At 43.8% G+C, this 17748-nt stretch carries 17 protein-coding genes; 13 read left to right on the top strand and 4 right to left on the bottom strand.

Annotation, left to right across the window (positions count from 1 at the left end; all coding sequences use genetic code 11):
* The first annotated feature begins 43 nt into the window (after window positions 1–43).
* Complete coding sequence (locus H6F74_RS12650; protein WP_190441467.1) at window positions 44–298, top strand: hypothetical protein; 255 nt, start codon at window positions 44–46, stop codon at window positions 296–298.
* 123 nt (window positions 299–421) lie between these two features.
* Here the strand turns inward: H6F74_RS12650 and H6F74_RS12655 are convergent, their stop codons facing one another.
* Window positions 422–727, bottom strand: a complete 306-nt coding sequence (locus H6F74_RS12655) for a hypothetical protein (protein WP_190441469.1) — start codon at window positions 725–727, stop codon at window positions 422–424.
* A gap of 447 nt (window positions 728–1174) precedes the next feature.
* Window positions 1175–2062, bottom strand: coding sequence for a hypothetical protein (locus tag H6F74_RS12660; protein ID WP_190441471.1), 888 nt, complete (start codon window positions 2060–2062; stop codon window positions 1175–1177).
* Window positions 2063–2338: 276 nt separating this feature from the next.
* On the opposite strand from H6F74_RS12660, the gene mnmG reads away from it, so the two are divergent.
* The 6 genes from mnmG to H6F74_RS12690 all read left to right on the top strand — a co-directional run bounded on the left by mnmG (window position 2339) and on the right by H6F74_RS12690 (window position 9282).
* Window positions 2339–4255 carry a tRNA uridine-5-carboxymethylaminomethyl(34) synthesis enzyme MnmG gene (mnmG, locus tag H6F74_RS12665; protein ID WP_190441474.1) on the top strand — a complete coding sequence of 639 codons (1917 nt, stop codon included), beginning with the start codon at window positions 2339–2341 and terminating at the stop codon, window positions 4253–4255.
* Between the two features lie 335 nt (window positions 4256–4590).
* Window positions 4591–5892: a hypothetical protein gene (locus H6F74_RS12670; RefSeq protein ID WP_190441476.1), complete on the top strand. Its 1302-nt coding sequence runs from the start codon at window positions 4591–4593 to the stop codon at window positions 5890–5892.
* 118 nt (window positions 5893–6010) lie between these two features.
* Entirely contained in the window at window positions 6011–6592 is a 582-nt protein-coding gene (locus H6F74_RS12675) for a TIGR04376 family protein (RefSeq protein ID WP_190420306.1), read from the top strand.
* Between the two features lie 47 nt (window positions 6593–6639).
* Entirely contained in the window at window positions 6640–7395 is a 756-nt protein-coding gene (locus H6F74_RS12680) for a prolipoprotein diacylglyceryl transferase family protein (RefSeq protein WP_190441478.1), read from the top strand.
* A 75-nt stretch (window positions 7396–7470) separates the two neighbouring features.
* Entirely contained in the window at window positions 7471–8889 is a 1419-nt protein-coding gene (locus tag H6F74_RS12685) for a radical SAM protein (RefSeq protein WP_190441479.1), read from the top strand.
* Window positions 8890–8964: 75 nt separating this feature from the next.
* Window positions 8965–9282, top strand: coding sequence for a hypothetical protein (locus tag H6F74_RS12690; RefSeq protein WP_190441481.1), 318 nt, complete (start codon window positions 8965–8967; stop codon window positions 9280–9282).
* 29 nt (window positions 9283–9311) lie between these two features.
* Here H6F74_RS12690 and H6F74_RS12695 read toward each other — a convergent pair whose 3' ends face one another.
* Window positions 9312–9644, bottom strand: coding sequence for a hypothetical protein (locus H6F74_RS12695; protein ID WP_190441483.1), 333 nt, complete (start codon window positions 9642–9644; stop codon window positions 9312–9314).
* A gap of 245 nt (window positions 9645–9889) precedes the next feature.
* A complete protein-coding gene (locus H6F74_RS12700; protein WP_190441485.1) occupies window positions 9890–10741 on the bottom strand; it encodes a hypothetical protein in 852 nt (283 codons plus the stop codon).
* A gap of 338 nt (window positions 10742–11079) precedes the next feature.
* Between H6F74_RS12700 and H6F74_RS12705 the strand changes: the two genes are divergently transcribed.
* The 6 genes from H6F74_RS12705 (at window position 11080) to H6F74_RS12730 (ending at window position 17635) form a co-directional block, all read left to right on the top strand.
* The gene (locus H6F74_RS12705) at window positions 11080–13965 is read left to right on the top strand and encodes a zinc-dependent metalloprotease (RefSeq protein WP_190441487.1); all 2886 of its coding nucleotides are present in this window, start codon (window positions 11080–11082) and stop codon (window positions 13963–13965) included.
* Between the two features lie 361 nt (window positions 13966–14326).
* Window positions 14327–15139, top strand: coding sequence for a hypothetical protein (locus tag H6F74_RS12710; protein ID WP_190441489.1), 813 nt, complete (start codon window positions 14327–14329; stop codon window positions 15137–15139).
* A gap of 278 nt (window positions 15140–15417) precedes the next feature.
* Window positions 15418–16287 carry a pentapeptide repeat-containing protein gene (locus H6F74_RS12715; RefSeq protein WP_190441491.1) on the top strand — a complete coding sequence of 290 codons (870 nt, stop codon included), beginning with the start codon at window positions 15418–15420 and terminating at the stop codon, window positions 16285–16287.
* A gap of 311 nt (window positions 16288–16598) precedes the next feature.
* Entirely contained in the window at window positions 16599–17063 is a 465-nt protein-coding gene (locus tag H6F74_RS12720) for a DUF29 domain-containing protein (RefSeq protein WP_190441494.1), read from the top strand.
* A gap of 115 nt (window positions 17064–17178) precedes the next feature.
* Window positions 17179–17400, top strand: coding sequence for a hypothetical protein (locus H6F74_RS12725; protein ID WP_190441495.1), 222 nt, complete (start codon window positions 17179–17181; stop codon window positions 17398–17400).
* Entirely contained in the window at window positions 17378–17635 is a 258-nt protein-coding gene (locus tag H6F74_RS12730) for a hypothetical protein (RefSeq protein ID WP_190441498.1), read from the top strand. Before H6F74_RS12725 ends, H6F74_RS12730 begins: the two co-directional genes overlap by 23 nt.
* Window positions 17636–17748 lie beyond the last annotated feature (113 nt).

The raw sequence follows: 17748 nt of genomic DNA on the forward strand, positions 1-17748 counted from the left end.
CCTCCTCAGATAGATTAAGTGTCTACGACGCTTCTTTTTTAATGTGCTGGATTTCGCCTTTTTTTGCCACAAGCCTTGCAAAGAAACTCTTGAGCAAGATTTTGAGGCGGCAGCGCCAGCTTTTGCTGAAAATGAAAGTTTATCTGGGCTACTCTTGGCGCTCTCGAAGAGCGATGTCGCTTTCCAAAAGAACCTGAGAGTTTTGCGTAATTTATGTTTTACCTCGGCAGATATGATTCAACAGTTTGTATCCTCACATCAGGTTCACGCCATCCCTAGCCCGGAAGACCGAGGTTAATTACCATTTAAAGAAGTGTAACTATTGTTAGAATCCAATGCAAGCAGGTTGGCAGTTAGAATCTCGCTGTTTATTGTACTTTTTCGGGTGCAGTGCTTCTCTGTGAAGGTCTTTTCAACCAAATTACTGCGGAGTCAATGCTGTACTCAATCGCTCAATGGCATCCTCGGCGCTGATGAGGCGTTTTAACACAACTTGACCAATATTCTTAGTGGCTGAGTCAGACGAGGCATCATCTAGGGGTCTGACTTCGACCATGAGAACAGCTTCCTCCACCCGGTACAGCCATAGTTTTTCCCCTTGCTCAAAGATGCAAAGGTTCGTTTGCTGAATTTCGGGTTTTCGTCGCCAGGAATTTTCGTTCCACAAGCCGCCGAACTCCCACACCCTACCTACAGTCCATCCATCAGAAAGGAAAAAATACTTCACAAATTTTCTTTTTTCTTTATATAGGCGTTCTCTTGAAAGAAACTTCTTATTTATCGTTATTTATACCATTTCGCTCTATTTTGGTGTCTGGCATGATATAGTTTCCAGCTTTGACGAAGTGAAAGCTAAGCATTGAAGCGATCGCCTTGAACCCCATCTAGAGATTGAAATTACCATGAAATACCACTTTTGGCACCCAGCAGCGATCGCGATCACCCGGCTAGCCCTAAAGCGCGATAAGTTTTAGTTATAGGTTATTGTCTATGGCTATGCTGGAAGTGAGGGTTTTGAGATAGCGATCGCTTTTCAGCTTGGCTTCCGTTGGGGAAACCATACAACAGCTAACTTAGACCAACTTCTTTAAAAGAATTGTCAAACAAGTTGGCGTTGGGCGACTTGGCAATATATTAAGAGGAGCAACAACTCACTCGGAGTGTTTCCACTCAATTAAATTCCAGATCCTGTAGAAACTCGCCAAGTGAACACCTCAACCAATATAGGAGTAATTCCAGGCACAATATCAATTACGTATGCCTTGTTTTCAGGGTAATCGAATGGACGAACTTTAATAACATATTTATCACCAATAGCCTGAAATTCAAGTTTGCCTCGAAAATCGCTCTTGTGTCGAAAGTTGAATGGGGCGCGGCAAATAAGCAGTTTCAAGGGGCTTCCCATTAAAAAATTCCTTAGTACAGGAAATTCTTCCGGGGAAACGTGAGTAATTAAAATATCTACTCCCCAAAGTTGATTAAGTCTTTTCTCGTATTCGGATTCAGCCATTTCGTAAGGTGAAATTTCAACAACCCCCTTGAAGGGATGAACAGTGTTAGGAACGCCGCCTATTCCACCTATACGAATACCGTCTTTTTCAAAAACGTCATTATCAATTTGATGAAGCCGGGGCGAATTGATTGTCAAATTTCCGCTGAGAGACGGGTAATCCATATTGCCAGGAATGAAGTATAGGTCGCTATTCTCTAGTGATGCCTCTAAGTTCGCAAAAAGTGTTTTGTATCGTTGCCAAGCTATATGTTTTGCTTCGTAAAAACGATTCCCTGTTAATAAAAACATATTTTTTAAGGGTTCAATAAACAGAGAATTATGAATATCACGAAAATGGCTGTTTACCAAGTTATTCATCCCTTCAAATATTAAATCACCGTACAACTGGTAAAAAATAGAGCCTTCTAAATTTTCACCTGGTTCGGGAAAAATATTTAGTAAATCGCCAGCCACCAAAAAATTGATATCAGGATAGGCAGCGATGGACGCACTGATAAAATCTGGGAATCCGGGGTGTTCTAAAATGTTAGAAGCTAAAACAAACTTCATTTGACTGCTCCAGTGAGGGTTCAATTTGTCTGTTAAAACTTACCTCAAATATACTGTCCAGAGGTCATGGCGAACAGTTCATTTTTAAACGCAATTTGCCAAAATGGTATGGTTAAGCTGATAACCCGATATTGTAAATCATCGAGTCTTGCCAGAAAACTTCTACGTTCAGACCTGTTTGGGAATGCGTTGCTGAAATGCCATGCAACCAAGACTATAACTTCGCTAGGATTGAATATAGGATTGAATATAAGTAATTACTGCTTAGGTTGAGGAATGGCCATCAATTCGACCGTTGAATTTCAAGATGCTTTTGATGTAATTGTTGTTGGTGCCGGACACGCTGGATGCGAAGCTGCGCTGGCTACCGCACGCCTCGGCTGTCGGACGCTGTTGCTGACACTCAACCTAGACAAAATTGCTTGGCAACCTTGTAACCCAGCAGTGGGAGGGCCAGCTAAGTCACAGCTAACCCATGAAGTCGATGCGCTGGGCGGGGAAATTGGCAAAATGGCAGACCGCACCTACTTACAAAAGCGGGTGCTGAACAACTCCAGAGGCCCTGCGGTTTGGGCATTGCGGGCGCAGACGGATAAGCGGGAATATGCGGCGGTGATGAAGGGGATTGTCGAGAACCAGGAAAACTTGACAATTCGCGAAAGTATGGTGACGGATTTGGTGCTTGGTGCCAATGATGAAGTTATTGGTGTCGAGACTTACTTTGGCGTTGGATTCCAGTGTAAGGCGGTGGTGCTGACAACTGGCACGTTTTTGGGCGGTAAAATTTGGGTTGGTAATAAGTCGATGTCAGCGGGACGGGCGGGGGAATTTGCCGCCGTTGGGTTGACGGAAACGTTGAATAAATTGGGTTTTGAAACTGGGCGATTGAAGACGGGAACCCCGGCACGAGTTGATAAGCGATCGCTAGATTATACTAATCTGGAACCTCAGCCTGGTGATGAGGAGGTGCGGTGGTTCAGCTTTGACCCGTCAGTTTGGGTGGAACGGGAGCAAATGCCTTGTTATCTGACCCGGACGACACCGGAAACTCATCGGATAATTCGGGAAAATCTGCACTTGTCGCCAGTATACGGCGGTTGGGTGGATGCCAAGGGGCCGCGTTATTGTCCAAGTATTGAAGATAAGATTGTCCGCTTCGCCGATAAGGAAAGCCACCAGATTTTTATTGAACCGGAAGGGCGGGATATTCCAGAACTGTATATCCAAGGGTTTTCTACGGGTTTGCCGGAAAACTTGCAGTTACAAATGTTGCGAAGTCTCCCCGGTTTGGAAAATTGCGTGATGCTGCGTCCAGCCTATGCTGTGGAGTATGATTATTTACCTGCAACTCAGTGTTATCCCACACTAATGACAAAGAAGATTGAGGGGTTGTTCTCGGCTGGGCAAATCAACGGAACAACAGGTTATGAAGAAGCTGCTGCTCAGGGAATTGTGGCGGGAGTTAATGCGGCGCGGTATGTGCAGCATCAGGAAATGATAGTTTTCCCCCGCGAACAAAGTTACATCGGTACGTTGGTTGATGACTTGTGTACGAAAGATTTACGGGAACCTTACCGGGTGCTGACTTCGCGGTCGGAGTATAGATTATTACTGCGCTCGGATAATGCGGATCAGCGTCTCACGCCGTTGGGAAGGGAAATTGGCTTAATTGATGATCGTCGATTCTCGTTGTTCCAAGACAAGCAAGCAAATATTGTGGCGGAGAAGGAACGGTTACACTCGACGCGGGTGAAGGAAAATGAGGAAATTGGGATCGCGATCGCATCCAACGCCGGACAAACCATCAAAGGCTCAATTACCCTAGCTGAGTTGCTGCGCCGTCCAGGTTTCCACTACGTTGACTTGGATCGCTACGGACTCGGAAACCCCAGTCTAGAACAACCCGAAAGAGAAGGCGCAGAAATTGATATCAAATACTCTGGCTATCTCCAGCGTCAGCAGTACCAAATTGACCAAGTAAGCCGTCACGCCAACCGCCAGTTGCCGCCGGATCTAGATTATGCGGCAATTGAAACTCTCTCGAAAGAGTCTCGCGAAAAGCTCTCCCAAGTGAAACCCCTAACTATTGGTCAAGCGGCGCGAATTGGCGGCGTAAACCCCGCTGATATTAACGCTTTGCTGATATATCTGGAACTGCGCTCAAGACAAATGAGTTTGGCCAGGGGCCAGTAGTCCCTTGAAATGTACCCATTTGGGTTCGCCCGTTGTGGTAGGTGAGATTGTTAGAACAGGATATTTGTTCTACCGAGAATCCCTACCCAACCTGGGAACGTTTCCATAACCAGTAACTAATGACTTAATTCGCCAATTTCTAGTCACCAAATCAAAAATTGGTATAAACTTTCTAAGTTAGCCTTGGGCGAAACTGGTGAGTCAGGGAACATCTACAACTGACTGCCTTAGGGTAGGATCTCCCAATTAAAGAAATTTTTCACCAACGTAAGCGCTATTAATTGCTTTAAGGCTTATCGTTAATTCAGTCTAGGCACGAAAGTGAGCAGCAATCCATGTCTCAGGATGTCAGCAATAACCAGAGGGAATCAGAGGCATTAGCCAATTCCAGTTCTATCAAACCCTGGTCGGTTGAAGCTTATGCCGATCATTTAATGGACGATTTGTTTGCAGACATCGACCGGGTGCTGGAGGGCGGAAGCGTAGCGCCTCCAGAACAGCCGTCCACAGAATACGTCTCGTTACAGCCTGTAAAAGTTCCGCAAGCAATGCCCCCAACGTGGGTACCGCCTCACGATCTCCTACCACCACGGCAGCAAGACAATACACCTCGTAGTATTGTGCAAATGCCTTTGGCGATTGATGTCAGGGTGGAGGATGTTGAAGCCGAAGAGAGCGAAAAGAGTGGTAAGAGTCAATCTTTTGATAAATTGCTGTTCGGATTTGCCTTGGCATCGGTCTTGGTGACTGTGCTGCTATGGGCGGCTTCTCAGGACAGACTCAAGTGGCTATTTTCCCGTGAAATACCGGCTGCACAAGTCACCCAAGAGGTTCAGCCAAAGGTAGATGAGCAATTTGTTAACTATATGGAGCGATCGCTCGAATCAATCGATCGCAAGGCAGAAGCTAACAAACAAAATGCGACAAGGGCTAACGTGCCACCGACAAATAATCTGCCGTCGGTTTCTGGTGTCCCTGGCAATGGTGGAGGAGCTAACCGATCCTCAGTTATGGAAAGAGTCTATATCCCCATCTATCCATCGCCCTCAAACCAGCTGGGTACATCAGGGACAGGCTTAGGGTTACAAAGTATTGCGCCCCTATCACGTCCCCAGCTCGCTCCGTCACTGCCAATCCGTCCAATCCGTCCGGTGCCGCAAATCCTTCCTGTACCGTCAGTCCGTCCAGCACCGCCAGCCCGCCCTAAACCTCAAGCCCGTCTGGTGCCGCCAGTCAGTCTGACATCGCCAATGCGTTTGACACCGCCGCCAATGCGTTTGGCAGCGCCAGCCAAGCCTGCACCCCCAATGCGTCCTGCGCCTGCCCCTAAACCTCCGGTGGCTGCCACAATACCTCAACCTCAACTTCCGCCACCACCGCCGCCCTCTGCACTACCGGAACTCTCAGCCGCAACCGCGCCTGCATCAGTGGCAGAGGCTATACACACGCTTGTAGGAGTTCTGGAATTGGGCAATCGCTCGGCTGCCCTCTTTAGTATCAATGGCGTTACCAAGCGTCTCCAAGTGGGGGAAAATATTGGCTCCAGTGGCTGGACTTTGGTATCCGTAGACAATCAGGAAGCCATCATCCGACGCAATGGAGAAGTTCGCTCAATTTATGTAGGGCAGAAGTTTTGAATTAGTATATTGCTAATGGCTAATAGCTAATTGCAAAAGAAAAAGTGCATAATTCTTTTTTGCATGAGAGCCTTGTACATGATTGTCTTTTTAACTGAGAAGCGTGGGGGTTTTTGCAGTGGGTCTATTTGACGATTTCAACCGATTTCTGGAAACCCGATTAGAAGAATTTTTGCGAAATAATCCCCATCTAGAGTTACAGGCGCTAGAGGAACAGCTGCGGGAACAGGAAGAAGATGCCCTACGGCTGATCGCAGACCTGAATCTGCAAGAACAGAAATTACAGGATGAAATTCTCTCAACTGCACAAGAAGTCCAGCGCTGGCATATCCGGATTGAAAAGGCAAAAGCTGCTAACAGGCTTGATTTAGCCGAGCCTGCTCAAGAGCGAGAGGCCGCTTTGCTACGTCAAGGAAATCAACTTTGGGGACAGATGCAAGGGCTGAAACAGCGCAAAGAGCAAGCTAAGCAGCTACAGCGTCAGATCCAGCAGCGCCGACAGGAAGTTCACACTAAGGCAGTCCAAGCTGAGGCGGCGCGTGCGAATACTCAAGCTCAGCAGCGCTCAGCAACGACTGGCTGGAGTCAAAGTTACAAGGGCAATATCAAAAGCGGGCCGGACTTATTAGATGATAAATTTAAGCGTTGGGAAACGGACGATGAGCTAGATCAGCTAAAGCGAAATATTGGAAATAGGTAATGGCTTGTAACAATTAGCCATTAGCAATTAGCCATTAGCCAAAAATTATGACTTTTCCGGTTTATTTGTGGCTGGGGTCGGTGAGGATTCATCCTCATATTTTGTTTGAGTCTTTGGCTTATGCGATCGCTTTCCGTTTATTAATCAAAAATTCTCGAAAAGATTCTATTGCACCCACGCAACGCAGTTCGGTAATTGTCGGTGGCTTGGTGGGGGCGCTAGTTGGTGCGAAGCTGCTGGTTTTGCTACAGCATATTGATTTACTTTTTTCAAATTGGCAACAATTATTTTTAGTTTTACTTCAGGGCAAAACTGTTGTAGGAGCGCTTTTGGGCGGACTTATTGGTGTGGAAATAACCAAAAAAATTATCGGTGTAAATCGCTCAACAGGGGATGTTTTTGTTTATCCGTTGATTGTGGGAACAGCGGTAGGACGCATTGGTTGTTTTTTGACGGGATTAAGCGATCGCACTTACGGCATTGCTACTAATTTACCTTGGGGGGTGGATTTTGGCGATCGCATTCCTCGGCATCCGACTCAAATTTATGAAATTATATTTTTGTTAATTTTAATTATATTTTTTAAAATTCGCAGCCGCTACCATCGGCAAGAAGGCGATTTATTTAAGTTCTATATGGTGGCATATCTAAGCTTTCGCCTACTAATTGATTTCCTTAAGCCAGATTTTCATCCCATCTTCGGGCTAAGTGCCATTCAGATTGCTTGTTTTCTGGGACTGTTATATTATCACCGTAGTATTCCCCAAATGTTTAATTTTAATCGGACTGCGAATACTTGGTAGGTTAAACATTTTCTTCCAGGTTCTCTCGTTCCATCCACCCTGAGAACCAGAAAAAAACTCTTTAAATTATATTATATGCCTACTCGAAACTACCTTTTCTATGCCTTGACTAACAGCGTTTGCTCTAAATGTCTCATCAAAGTCGAAGCAAAGATTATCTTTCGAGACGATTGTGTTTACCTGGTTAAACACTGTCCAACTCACGGACATCAAGCAGTTTTAATTGCCGATGATATTGAATATTACAAACAATCCCTGGAATTTATCAAGCCTGGGGATATGCCGCTCAAATTTAATACCCCAATAAAATATGGTTGTCCTTACGACTGCGGACTTTGCCCAGATCACGAACAGCATAGTTGTTTGACTTTAGTAGAAGTGACGGACAGATGCAATCTTTCCTGTCCAATTTGTTATGCCGATTCAGGTACAGAAGAGGTTTTTAAAAATTCTAATCAATATCGTCGCCACCGCAGTTTAGAGCAAATTGAAATGATGTTAGATGCGGTAGTGGCGAATGAGGGAGAACCTCAAATTGTACAAATTAGCGGAGGTGAACCAACAATTCATCCAGAGTTTTTTAAAATTCTGGATATTGCCAAAAGCAAGCCGATTCGACACTTGATGATTAATACCAATGGTGTCAGAATTGCTAAAGACCGAAATTTTTGCGATCGCTTAAGCCAATATATGCCTGGAATTGAAGTTTATCTGCAATTTGATAGCTTTGAGGCGGCGGCGTTAGAGGAGTTGCGCGGGGCAGATTTGCGAGAAGTTCGCCAGAATGCGATCGCTCACCTCAATGAATTTAACATCTCAACAACGCTGGTCGTTACCCTCAAAAAAGGGCTAAATGACGGCGAAATCGGCAAAATTATTGAATACGCCTTGCAGCAGAAATGTGTCCGGGGTGTCACCTTTCAACCAATCCAAGCAGCAGGACGTTTGGAAGGATTTGAGCATGAACGCGATCGCTACACTCTTACAGAAGTCCGCCGCTCAATTTTACAGCAGAGTCCCTATTTCAAACCAGAAGATATTCTCCCAGTGCCTTGTCATCCAGACTGTTTAGCGATGGCTTATGCGCTAAAAATTAAGGGCAAAGTGATACCCTTAACTGGGCTTTTTGAACCAAATACCTTTGTGAAAATAATGCCTAATTCTGTTCTTTACGAGCAGAATGATGAGCTAAAGCGGAATATTTTTAATTTATTTTCCACTAGCCATTCACCCGTATCTTCGGCAACATCTTTAAAACAATTGCTGTGTTGTTTACCGATGTTACCTGTTCCAGAAGGTATTACCTACGAAAATATATTTCGGGTAATGATTGTACAATTTCTCGATTCCTTTAACTTCGATGTCCGTTCTGTGAAGCGTTCCTGCATTCACATTGTGCATCCTGATGGTAGGATTATTCCATTTGATACTTTTAATATGTTTTACCGCGAGGGTAGCGCTGGGCATCACTTAGTTAATAACCGTTTAGCCTGATATCAACTATCTAACTCTAAAAGTGATTACTAACATTTTTGAAACAGAAACAAACACTATTTTAAATAAAAGCAAATGCGACCAAGAAATGAAGGTTCACAGATAGTTTTAGGTTTCTTACTACTATTGGTAATACATATTGCAGTAATTGCTATATTGGCATTAATTGCATACATAGCAGGAATATTTGGCGATGTGTATGTTTTTCCACCAATTGGGGTTATTGCATTATTTTACCTTGGCTTATTTCAAATTTTGTATGTAATTCCACTTGTTTTTTGGCTGAAACGGCAACAACGATGGGGATTGATGAAAGGGGTGATTATCGGTGCAGTTATCACCGCTTTATTGAATGGCGGCTGCTTTTTATGGTGGTTCTCAGCAACGCTGTAAATTTTAAAACTATACTAATCGAGAAGTTATCACTTTCTTGACTGGCGGGTGCTTTTTATGGCATCTCTGGCTGTCTTCTCAATTTTGAAAGAAACTGATTGACGCGATCGCGTGGTTGGATTTGGCTGAGATTGGCTATTGACAGGAGATACCACTGGCGGTGTTTCGTTTTTAATTGCAGTCAGTGTAGCGTCCTCTGGCTGCTGGAAGGGAAGGAGACCGCGTTTGTCTAAGTTGGATGCGATCGCTAAAAATGCTCCACCTAAAATATACACGGGTAACGGCAGCGTAAACTGTTTTGCCCACTGGTACATTTCTGCCAAGCCAAACAGCACCGCAAAACTAACCAGCCACACTCTCATGCTTGTAACCCAACGCTGTATCGAAATTTCTATCTCTATTTAAACTGATATTTGCATCATTGAAGGGCAATCGGGAGCTTCAAACTCCTAATCTTCCTTACCAGGCTCAATGAACCGCGAAAATGATGTCTTCCTTGCTGTTCTCTCCATAGGCAATGGTTATCATTTTTTTATAAAATGATAATTAAAACCCTAAAAATGAATGATAACCGCTGAAACCTTGACAGGCTGTGAGTTGCGTGAGTTTAATTAGCCTGCGATCGCAAAGCATCTCTTTCGGAAACTTGCTTTCTCCGTTTTGACCTAATTCCCATCATACTTAGCAACCCAACGCAACTTAAAGCTAGAGTGCCTGATGGTTCAGGAGTTTTAACTTCGGCATAATTTAGCTGGTTTCCTATTAACTTTAAACGGGTTTTGTTAGCGAAATTACGCGAATAGTTACCCACAACAAAACCACCAAGAAGTTTTTCTCCTTCTAAAGTATTATCCAGAACCTTATCCTCTAAATCAAAGCTGACGTATTGGCTTTTTTGGATATTAAAAAGCTCACCTGATAAATTTTTTAAACCAGCCAAGATGCTAAAAGAATCTAAGAAGACAGGCTGCTTACGGTTCGTGATATCGAACAAAGAAAAAGATAGTTTTCCATCAGCACGTGCAACCTCACTGCGAGAATTATCAGTTGAGGTTAATAAAATCCAAGAGGCGATAAAATCAAAAGAGAAAGATTGATTCTTTCTTATCAAAAATTCCTCAACAATTTCCGCCTGACTTTTGGCACTACCTCTGTAGATTCTACCTGTTCCAGAAGATTCGCTTACAGATGTATTAAACGAAAAAAGTGGCTCGTCTGAAAAAATTGCTTCAGCATCAGCAAAAGCATCCACTGAACCATGTTTTGCATTTGTCAGAGTATCAGTGTCAGTAGAAGTCTTCGCAACATCAGGATTTTGGCTGTAGTTATTAATGACTAACGTCCCGCTGGAAAAGGCAAGAGTAGCAGCTAAACTAGGCGAGGCGGCGACGCTTAAGCTACTTACTAAAGGTGTAAAGAACAGCAATAATTGTTTGACAATGCTGCGATTTAATAGCATAATTTTCTCCTTTAATTTCAGATATTGAGGTATTACAAGCAGCCTAAGCTTGCAGGCGCAGCCTTGAAAAACAACGGTATAAGCAAAAGACTGCCATCGCTTCAGATGAACAGTTTTAAGAGCAGATGTAAGTTATATTATCGAAATCAAATTGTGTCAATGTAAAAACACTGGTGCAGAAATTGCTAATGCAATATAGCCAGTAACACCAGGGGTAAAATATTTAAGTAATCATACTAATGCCATAGTAAGAGATTTAATGTAAAGCTAAAGTAAGTATGCGGAAAAAGAGTTTGAAGATTGTGTAAATTAATAGCCGTAATTAGATGGCCGAGAAGATGAGAAGATTGCCAGTATTTATATTTGCTCTACAAGGATTATTGTTTGCTGAGCCACAACTAGCCGCGCAGCCGTTACCTATGGAGGTTTCTTTAGGCGATCGCGTCCCCAAGACTCAGCCTTCTGACTTGATTGCCAATTCCTACGTATGGGTAATCAAGGATAGCCAACAACAGCCAGAACAGCAACCCTACTTATGGGTAGTTAAAGATACGAACAAGCAGTTGCGACTTCTTAAAGATATCAACAAGCCAGAGACTCGTCAGATAGCCTCAAAACCCAAAGACCCCAAAAAGCCAGCTTCATCGGGGTTCGATCAAATCGTAAAAGATACCGAGAAGTTAGAGGGGATGTTCACCCTTTACCGCAATAAGGAAAAGGGGAAAGTTTATTTAGAAATTAAGCCGGAACAGCTAAATAAAAACTTCCTTGGAACTGTGACGATGGAATCCGGTATCGGTGAACGAGGGATTTACAGCGGACTACCGCTGAATGATTTTTTATTCTACTTTCGTCACGTAAACAATAATTTACAGTTTGTTATTCGCAATGTGAATTTTCGCACCACTCCCGGCGATCCGCAAGAGCGATCGCTAGATCGAGCATTTAGCGATTCTGTCCTCTACTCCCTAGACATCAAAAGCACCCACCCGCAACGCAAAACTCTACTCATCGATCTGAGTGACTTACTACTTGCAGATTTGCCTGGATTGACCCCAATTTTAAACGAATTTTTGGGCAGTCCCTACCGACTCGACAGCAGCAAGTCGTCTTTTGACACCGTGAAAGCCTTTCCCCTAAATATAGAAGTTTCCTCAATTTACGGCTTCTCGTCTGCGAATGGCCAGGATCTACCGCCCAATTTAGACACCCTACCTGATAGCCGTGCGCTCAGCATCAAAGTACATTACAGTTTGTCCCAGCTACCAGAAAATAACGGCTATATTCCCCGTTTAGCTGACGACAGAATTGGCTACTTTATCACAGCTTACAAAGACTTTTCTAACGACAACTTTAGAGAACCCTTTGTTCGTTATATTCATCGCTGGCATCTGGAAAAGAAAGACCCAAAAGCACCCGTTTCTCCACCCAAGAAACCGATAGTTTTCTGGATTGAGAATACTGTGCCGTTGGAATACCGCGATGCTGTCCGCGACGGCATTCTGATGTGGAACAAAGCTTTTGAGAAAGCTGGATTTAAGGATGCGATTGAAGTGCGGCAGATGCCTGATAATGCCACCTGGAGTCCCGGTGATGTGCGTTACAACACGATTCGCTGGATCAATTCTTTGGATGGATTTTCTGCCAGAGGCCCATCACGGGTTAACCCGCTGACTGGGGAAATCTTAGACGCAGATATTATTGTGGATGCTAATATGCTGCGCTCTATTAAGCAAAGATATCGCAATTTAATAGAGCCTACGCAGTCGCAGGAGATAGGGTTACTGGGACAAGGAAATTTATGTAACCTCACCTCCTCTCCTGTACAGGGAGAGGGGAGTAATTTGGGCAGGCGAGACGCAAGTCGCAATTCCAAATTCTTGCAACTTCTGCAAGACCAGGATATCTGCTATGGGATGGAATCTACAATGCAGACAGCGATGGGAGCGATCGCATTATCCCTTTTCCACAATGTCTCGCCCACAGGCAGCGAGATGAAAGAGTACGTGAATCAATATTTGCGTCACCTCATTGCCCACGAAGTCGGACACACTATAGGGTTGCGGCACAACTTCCACGGCAGCACTTTAAATGGGCCGGAGGAATTAAACAATACAGAAATTACCCGCACTAGAGGAATGGTTAGTTCCGTGATGGACTACGTTCCGGTAAACCTTGCCCCCCAAGGCACCAAGCAAGGCGACTATTACCCGGCTAATATTGGCCCTTACGATGAATGGGCAATTGAGTATGGCTATAAACCCAGTGGGGCAATAAGTTCTATAGCCGAGAGACGGTTTCTAGACCAAATTGCCGGACAATCGTCGAAACCGGAATATGCTTATGCTACCGATGAAGATATCTTGGATCTCGATCCGGGCGCAAATCTTTGGGATTTAAGCGGCAACGTGCTACTTTACTCGCAGTGGCAGATGGACAACGCCCGTACCATGTGGGAGCGTTTGAATAAGCGTTCTCCGTCCAGTGGTGACTATACAGAGATGCGAGTGTTGTTCAACACCGTACTTAACTACTATTTCAACAACGCGAATCTGTTAGCGCAATACGTCGGCGGTCAGTCGTTCAGTCGCGATCGCGCCGGGACTCCTAACGGACGTTTGCCGTTTACACCCGTGCCGTTAGAAAAACAACGTGAAGCATTGACAAATATAGGCAAATATGTTTTTGCCGCAGACGCTTTTAATTTTTCGCCGCAACTGCTGAATCAGTTAGCGCCGTCGCGCTGGAGACACTGGGGAAATCCGATCCCGATTTTGCGGCTGGATTATCCAATTCATGAAAACTTGCTGTCGCAGCAAAGTCGGGTGTTGCAAAGTCTTTTAGGTAGCGATCGCCTAAATCGTCTGCGCGACATTGAACTCAAATCGAAGCCGGGAGAAGCGCTGACGTTACCGGAACTGTTTGAAACTCTGCAAAATAGTATTTGGACAGAGGTACAGGATGGTAAACCAGAGAATATTTCCAGTCTGCGCCGTTCCTTGCAGCGCGAACATTTGGAGATTTTGCTAGAAATGGTGTTGCGGACTTCTCCTGTGCCAGAAGATGCCCGTACCCTAGCATGGTACGAACTGCGACAACTGAGAAAATCGCTAGATGCTTCACTGAGGAAGCAAGACAAACTCGATACCTATACGAAAGCCCATTTAGCAGAAACACGCGATCGCATCGACAAAGCCTTAACCGCGCGATTGGAATCAAAGTAAGCCAGATAAGACGCGATCGCATCAGCTGGGGCGTTTGAAGTCTGCAAGCGATCGCTCTTCAGGAGGGTTTGCCACATCAAATCTATCTAATTGCTCACAATACAAACAAACCCACCCTCAACCCCAACAGAGCAAGCCTACCGGGGAGCCAGAGCCGCAGAGCTTTCTTGGGTTTCTTTTATTATGGGTATCATTTGATATCAGGGGGCTTCGCCCACTTTTTTAACGCCAAGGGCAGGAGCTTTCTCACTCATCTAGTGTTAAAACCAATAATATTGCCCGATTCCTCAAGGACGGGTGTGAAGTTAAGTTTAAGCTACTCAATGACGGATTTCGCAAGCTCTTTAGGAGAAGTTAGGAGATGACCCATCACGTCAATCAGCTTGGCGAAACTATCCCCCAAACGCTCAATGGATATGACCCTAACGTGTTTCCAGCATTTCATGAAACGCTGCAAACTCACTTTCCAGGGGCAGTCCCCATGAGCAAGTACATGAGAAAGACTTTCCAAAGCTTGAGCGCCTACGGTTTTTGTGACGAAAACACGATGGGAATGATAGCAATTTGTCGGGATGAAGTCGCCGAACCCCTATTCATTGAAGTAATTCGATACTGGGGGAAAACTTTTAATTGTTGCAGCTTAGCCGGGTTCGTCATGATGGGGAAAACTGGGTTAGCCGCTGCGACTGACCATACCCCTATCGTTGATGGTATCCGTCGTTTTACCTTCTATGCCATGCCCCATATCGCTATTTCTAGACATGGCGAGATTGGAAAGGTTTATCGAGATGGCGTTCAAAAAGTTTCTCACGCCTGCGGAGCATTAGAAACGGTCGTTAAAGAATTGGCATCTGGTCATCTGAAACTAGAAATGGATATGCAGGATATTGAACAAACAATTATCCGGCAGAAAATTCTTTCATCCCTTACCTATGGCGACAAACCCGATTTGATAGAAGTTACAAAATTGGCATCTAAAATTATTTCCCACGATGTCGAAACTCTCTTAAACACTCTGGATCGCTCTGTCTTTAACTACGCCGTCATGACCGGAATTCAAATTCATGGGCCTCTAGGCACCCACTGGATATATCCACAAGATTTTTATGTCGTCGGCTCTGACCTTCCTGAGGGAAAGGAAAAGATAGAAGCGTTTCAGCAGGCGCAAAATTAAAAAGGTAATGAAAACGCGATCGCTATAACAGAAGGTAATCTGTCACACCCTGAAGCCGTCACTTTCTTCGACAAGATGAAGCCCTAAAACCGCTTGACTTTCTAAAGTTTGGGATTTCAATGCAATTTTTAACTGAAGGAGTCAGGAGGCATAATTCAAAATCTTCTTGGCTCCTATTAGGGTTTGATAGATAGTTGGGCTGTTACATCTCAAAAGATATCAATATTCTTCGTTTTTAGTGGGACAGTTGTGGATAGGTAAGTTAAATTAATGGATTTATGTTGGCTGAAGAAATCCTAAGACGTTACGCTGCTGGGGAGAGAAACTTTGCAGTGATTGGTGCTGATTTTATTGGTGCTAATCTCCAAGAAGTTGACTTATCAGAGATATCTTTGGTTGAACCCATCTTTATAGGTGCTAACTTAAGCAGAGCTAATTTAAAAAATTCTTATTTGAAATATGCTCATATAGATAACTGCAATTTGACCGAGAGTAACCTAGAAGCAGTTAATTTAAGTTGTGCTAAATTCCAAAGTGCTGCTCTCTCAAAAGCAAATCTATACCACGCCAACTTGAGCCAATCAGAACTAATTGATGTTAATTTATCTGGAGCTAATTTGAGCAAGGCAAATCTCAGTAATGCACTTTTAAACTGCGTTGACTTGAGAGGTGCCAATCTCAGTAATGTGGAAATGACGGGTGCTAAATTAAGAGGCTCTAATCTTGTTATAACAACTAAAATTAATAATTTATTAGATGCAGAGCTACTTGTCAAGCTTTGCAGAATATCATGGAATACACACCTATTTTACAGTGATGGAGACTACAATTTAACTCCCTTTGTATGGGAAATTCCTCACCAAGAAGTCATTACTGGCGAGAATATTCTTCGATGGGGCAGTTACTCAAAAAATACAGCTTTAGAAGTAAATAGTATCAGTTGGTTTTCGTACCCATCTACAGGTGCTGTAACAGAAAAATATAACGCTTTGATAGAAACATTTAGAAATGACCTTAAAGACACAAAAATTTACTGGTTAGCAGAAGATAGCAATGATATCTCTGGGACTGTAGATGCTTATGTAGTAGGTAAAACTTCATCAGGTAATTTTGCAGGTGTTGCCGCCCCAAGATTAGCTTGGACTTAGCGCGATCGCAACACCATCAGCACAACGAGAAATCGTTGATTGAGATTACACTATCCAACATTTTTTACCAAACAGGAATGTAGCGAAACACGTCACAGATTAAGCGATCGCGCAACCCCTGCAAGGTTATTCCCTATTGCCTATTGAGTTGTAATTTGGTTGTGTATCGATTTAAAGCCAGCTTCCCCCAATCCGCTAAATTAGAGATAGCTTTGTAACCCTAAGCGATTTTAGTTGGAATCAACACACACGGGTTGCGAAATCTACAGTTGCGACACGTTAAAAGTACGACTTTACTAAAGTATTTTTGTATGACATCATCTTTACCAACAACTGCCAACAATCTCTCTACTCTATATGAACAAGACTATTATCTCTGGTTGGAAACAACAGTTAGACTCTTGCGAGAAGGACAACTCTCTGCGCTTGATGTCGCTAACTTGCTAGAAGAAATTGAAGATATGGGAAGGAGTGAGAAACGCGCAGTTTATAGCAATCTTAAAATTTTATTGATACATCTTCTCAAGTACAACTATCAATCGGAGAAACGCTCAAACAGTTGGCTAGCAAGTATCGTTGAGCATCGCCAGAGACTCAGACAAGCATTTAAAGAAAGCCCAAGTTTGCAACCGTACTTTACTGAGATATTTGACGAGTGCTATCAGGATGCGAGGGAATTAGCGGCTGCTGAAACGGGACTAGAAATTGAGAGTTTTCCGGTTGAAACTCCCTTTACTCCCGAAGAAGCCCTTGATTCTGGCTACTTACCTGATTAGAGCGATCGCATTCTTTCGCTGGATTGGGGTTACGTGCGATCGCTTCTCATAGCTAGTAGAGTATCAGTGAAGCGATCGCATAATAATATAAAGGTATTTCCACAGATTTTTCTCTATGACTACCTTGTTAGAAATCGAAGCAGCAATCAAACAGCTTCCAGAAGGTGATGTTCGTAAATTAGCAACGTGGCTTCAAACCTATTTGGATGAAAAATGGGATCGGCAAATCGAGGAAGATTTGATATCAGGCAAACTAAATAGCCTCATTGCTAAAGCAGAAGCAGATATTGCAGCAAATAATGTGAGGGATCTTGATGAAATCCTCCACAACACCTGAGTTTTGGAAAGCCTATGCAGCGCTGTCTTTAGAAATGAAACAGCAAGCCCAAAAAGCCTATCAACTTTGGCAAGAGAATCCATTGCATCCATCTTTACATTTCAAAAAAGTGGGAAAGAATCTTTGGTCGGCTCGGATTACCGACGGCTACCGAGCATTAGCTTTAAAAAAGGGTGACGATTATTACTGGTTCTGGATTGGCTCTCACCAGGACTATGAGGCTTTGCTGAGTTGAGTAGCGCCGCAGCTAATATCAACACAATCAGAAATCATTAGCGATCGCATTCTTTCGCTGATCTGGGTTTATGTGCGATCGCAAATGAGATGGCGCTCTTTTTAGTTGGAGAT

Origin of the sequence: Trichocoleus sp. FACHB-90 (genome assembly GCF_014695505.1) — a bacterium.
In the GTDB taxonomy this organism is placed as follows: domain Bacteria; phylum Cyanobacteriota; class Cyanobacteriia; order Cyanobacteriales; family FACHB-T130; genus Funiculus; species Funiculus sociatus.

Coding starts and splice junctions, on each gene's coding strand:
- mnmG (WP_190441474.1), top strand. CDS start 2,339: ATGGCCATCAATTCGACCGTTGAATTTCAAGATGCTTTTGATGTAATT.
- H6F74_RS12690 (WP_190441481.1), top strand. CDS start 8,965: ATGCGACCAAGAAATGAAGGTTCACAGATAGTTTTAGGTTTCTTACTA.
- H6F74_RS12700 (WP_190441485.1), bottom strand. CDS start 10,741: ATGCTATTAAATCGCAGCATTGTCAAACAATTATTGCTGTTCTTTACA.
- H6F74_RS12710 (WP_190441489.1), top strand. CDS start 14,327: ATGACCCATCACGTCAATCAGCTTGGCGAAACTATCCCCCAAACGCTC.
- H6F74_RS12670 (WP_190441476.1), top strand. CDS start 4,591: ATGTCTCAGGATGTCAGCAATAACCAGAGGGAATCAGAGGCATTAGCC.
- H6F74_RS12720 (WP_190441494.1), top strand. CDS start 16,599: ATGACATCATCTTTACCAACAACTGCCAACAATCTCTCTACTCTATAT.
- H6F74_RS12680 (WP_190441478.1), top strand. CDS start 6,640: ATGACTTTTCCGGTTTATTTGTGGCTGGGGTCGGTGAGGATTCATCCT.
- H6F74_RS12730 (WP_190441498.1), top strand. CDS start 17,378: ATGAAATCCTCCACAACACCTGAGTTTTGGAAAGCCTATGCAGCGCTG.
- H6F74_RS12715 (WP_190441491.1), top strand. CDS start 15,418: ATGTTGGCTGAAGAAATCCTAAGACGTTACGCTGCTGGGGAGAGAAAC.
- H6F74_RS12705 (WP_190441487.1), top strand. CDS start 11,080: ATGAGAAGATTGCCAGTATTTATATTTGCTCTACAAGGATTATTGTTT.
- H6F74_RS12725 (WP_190441495.1), top strand. CDS start 17,179: ATGACTACCTTGTTAGAAATCGAAGCAGCAATCAAACAGCTTCCAGAA.
- H6F74_RS12695 (WP_190441483.1), bottom strand. CDS start 9,644: ATGAGAGTGTGGCTGGTTAGTTTTGCGGTGCTGTTTGGCTTGGCAGAA.
- H6F74_RS12660 (WP_190441471.1), bottom strand. CDS start 2,062: ATGAAGTTTGTTTTAGCTTCTAACATTTTAGAACACCCCGGATTCCCA.
- H6F74_RS12685 (WP_190441479.1), top strand. CDS start 7,471: ATGCCTACTCGAAACTACCTTTTCTATGCCTTGACTAACAGCGTTTGC.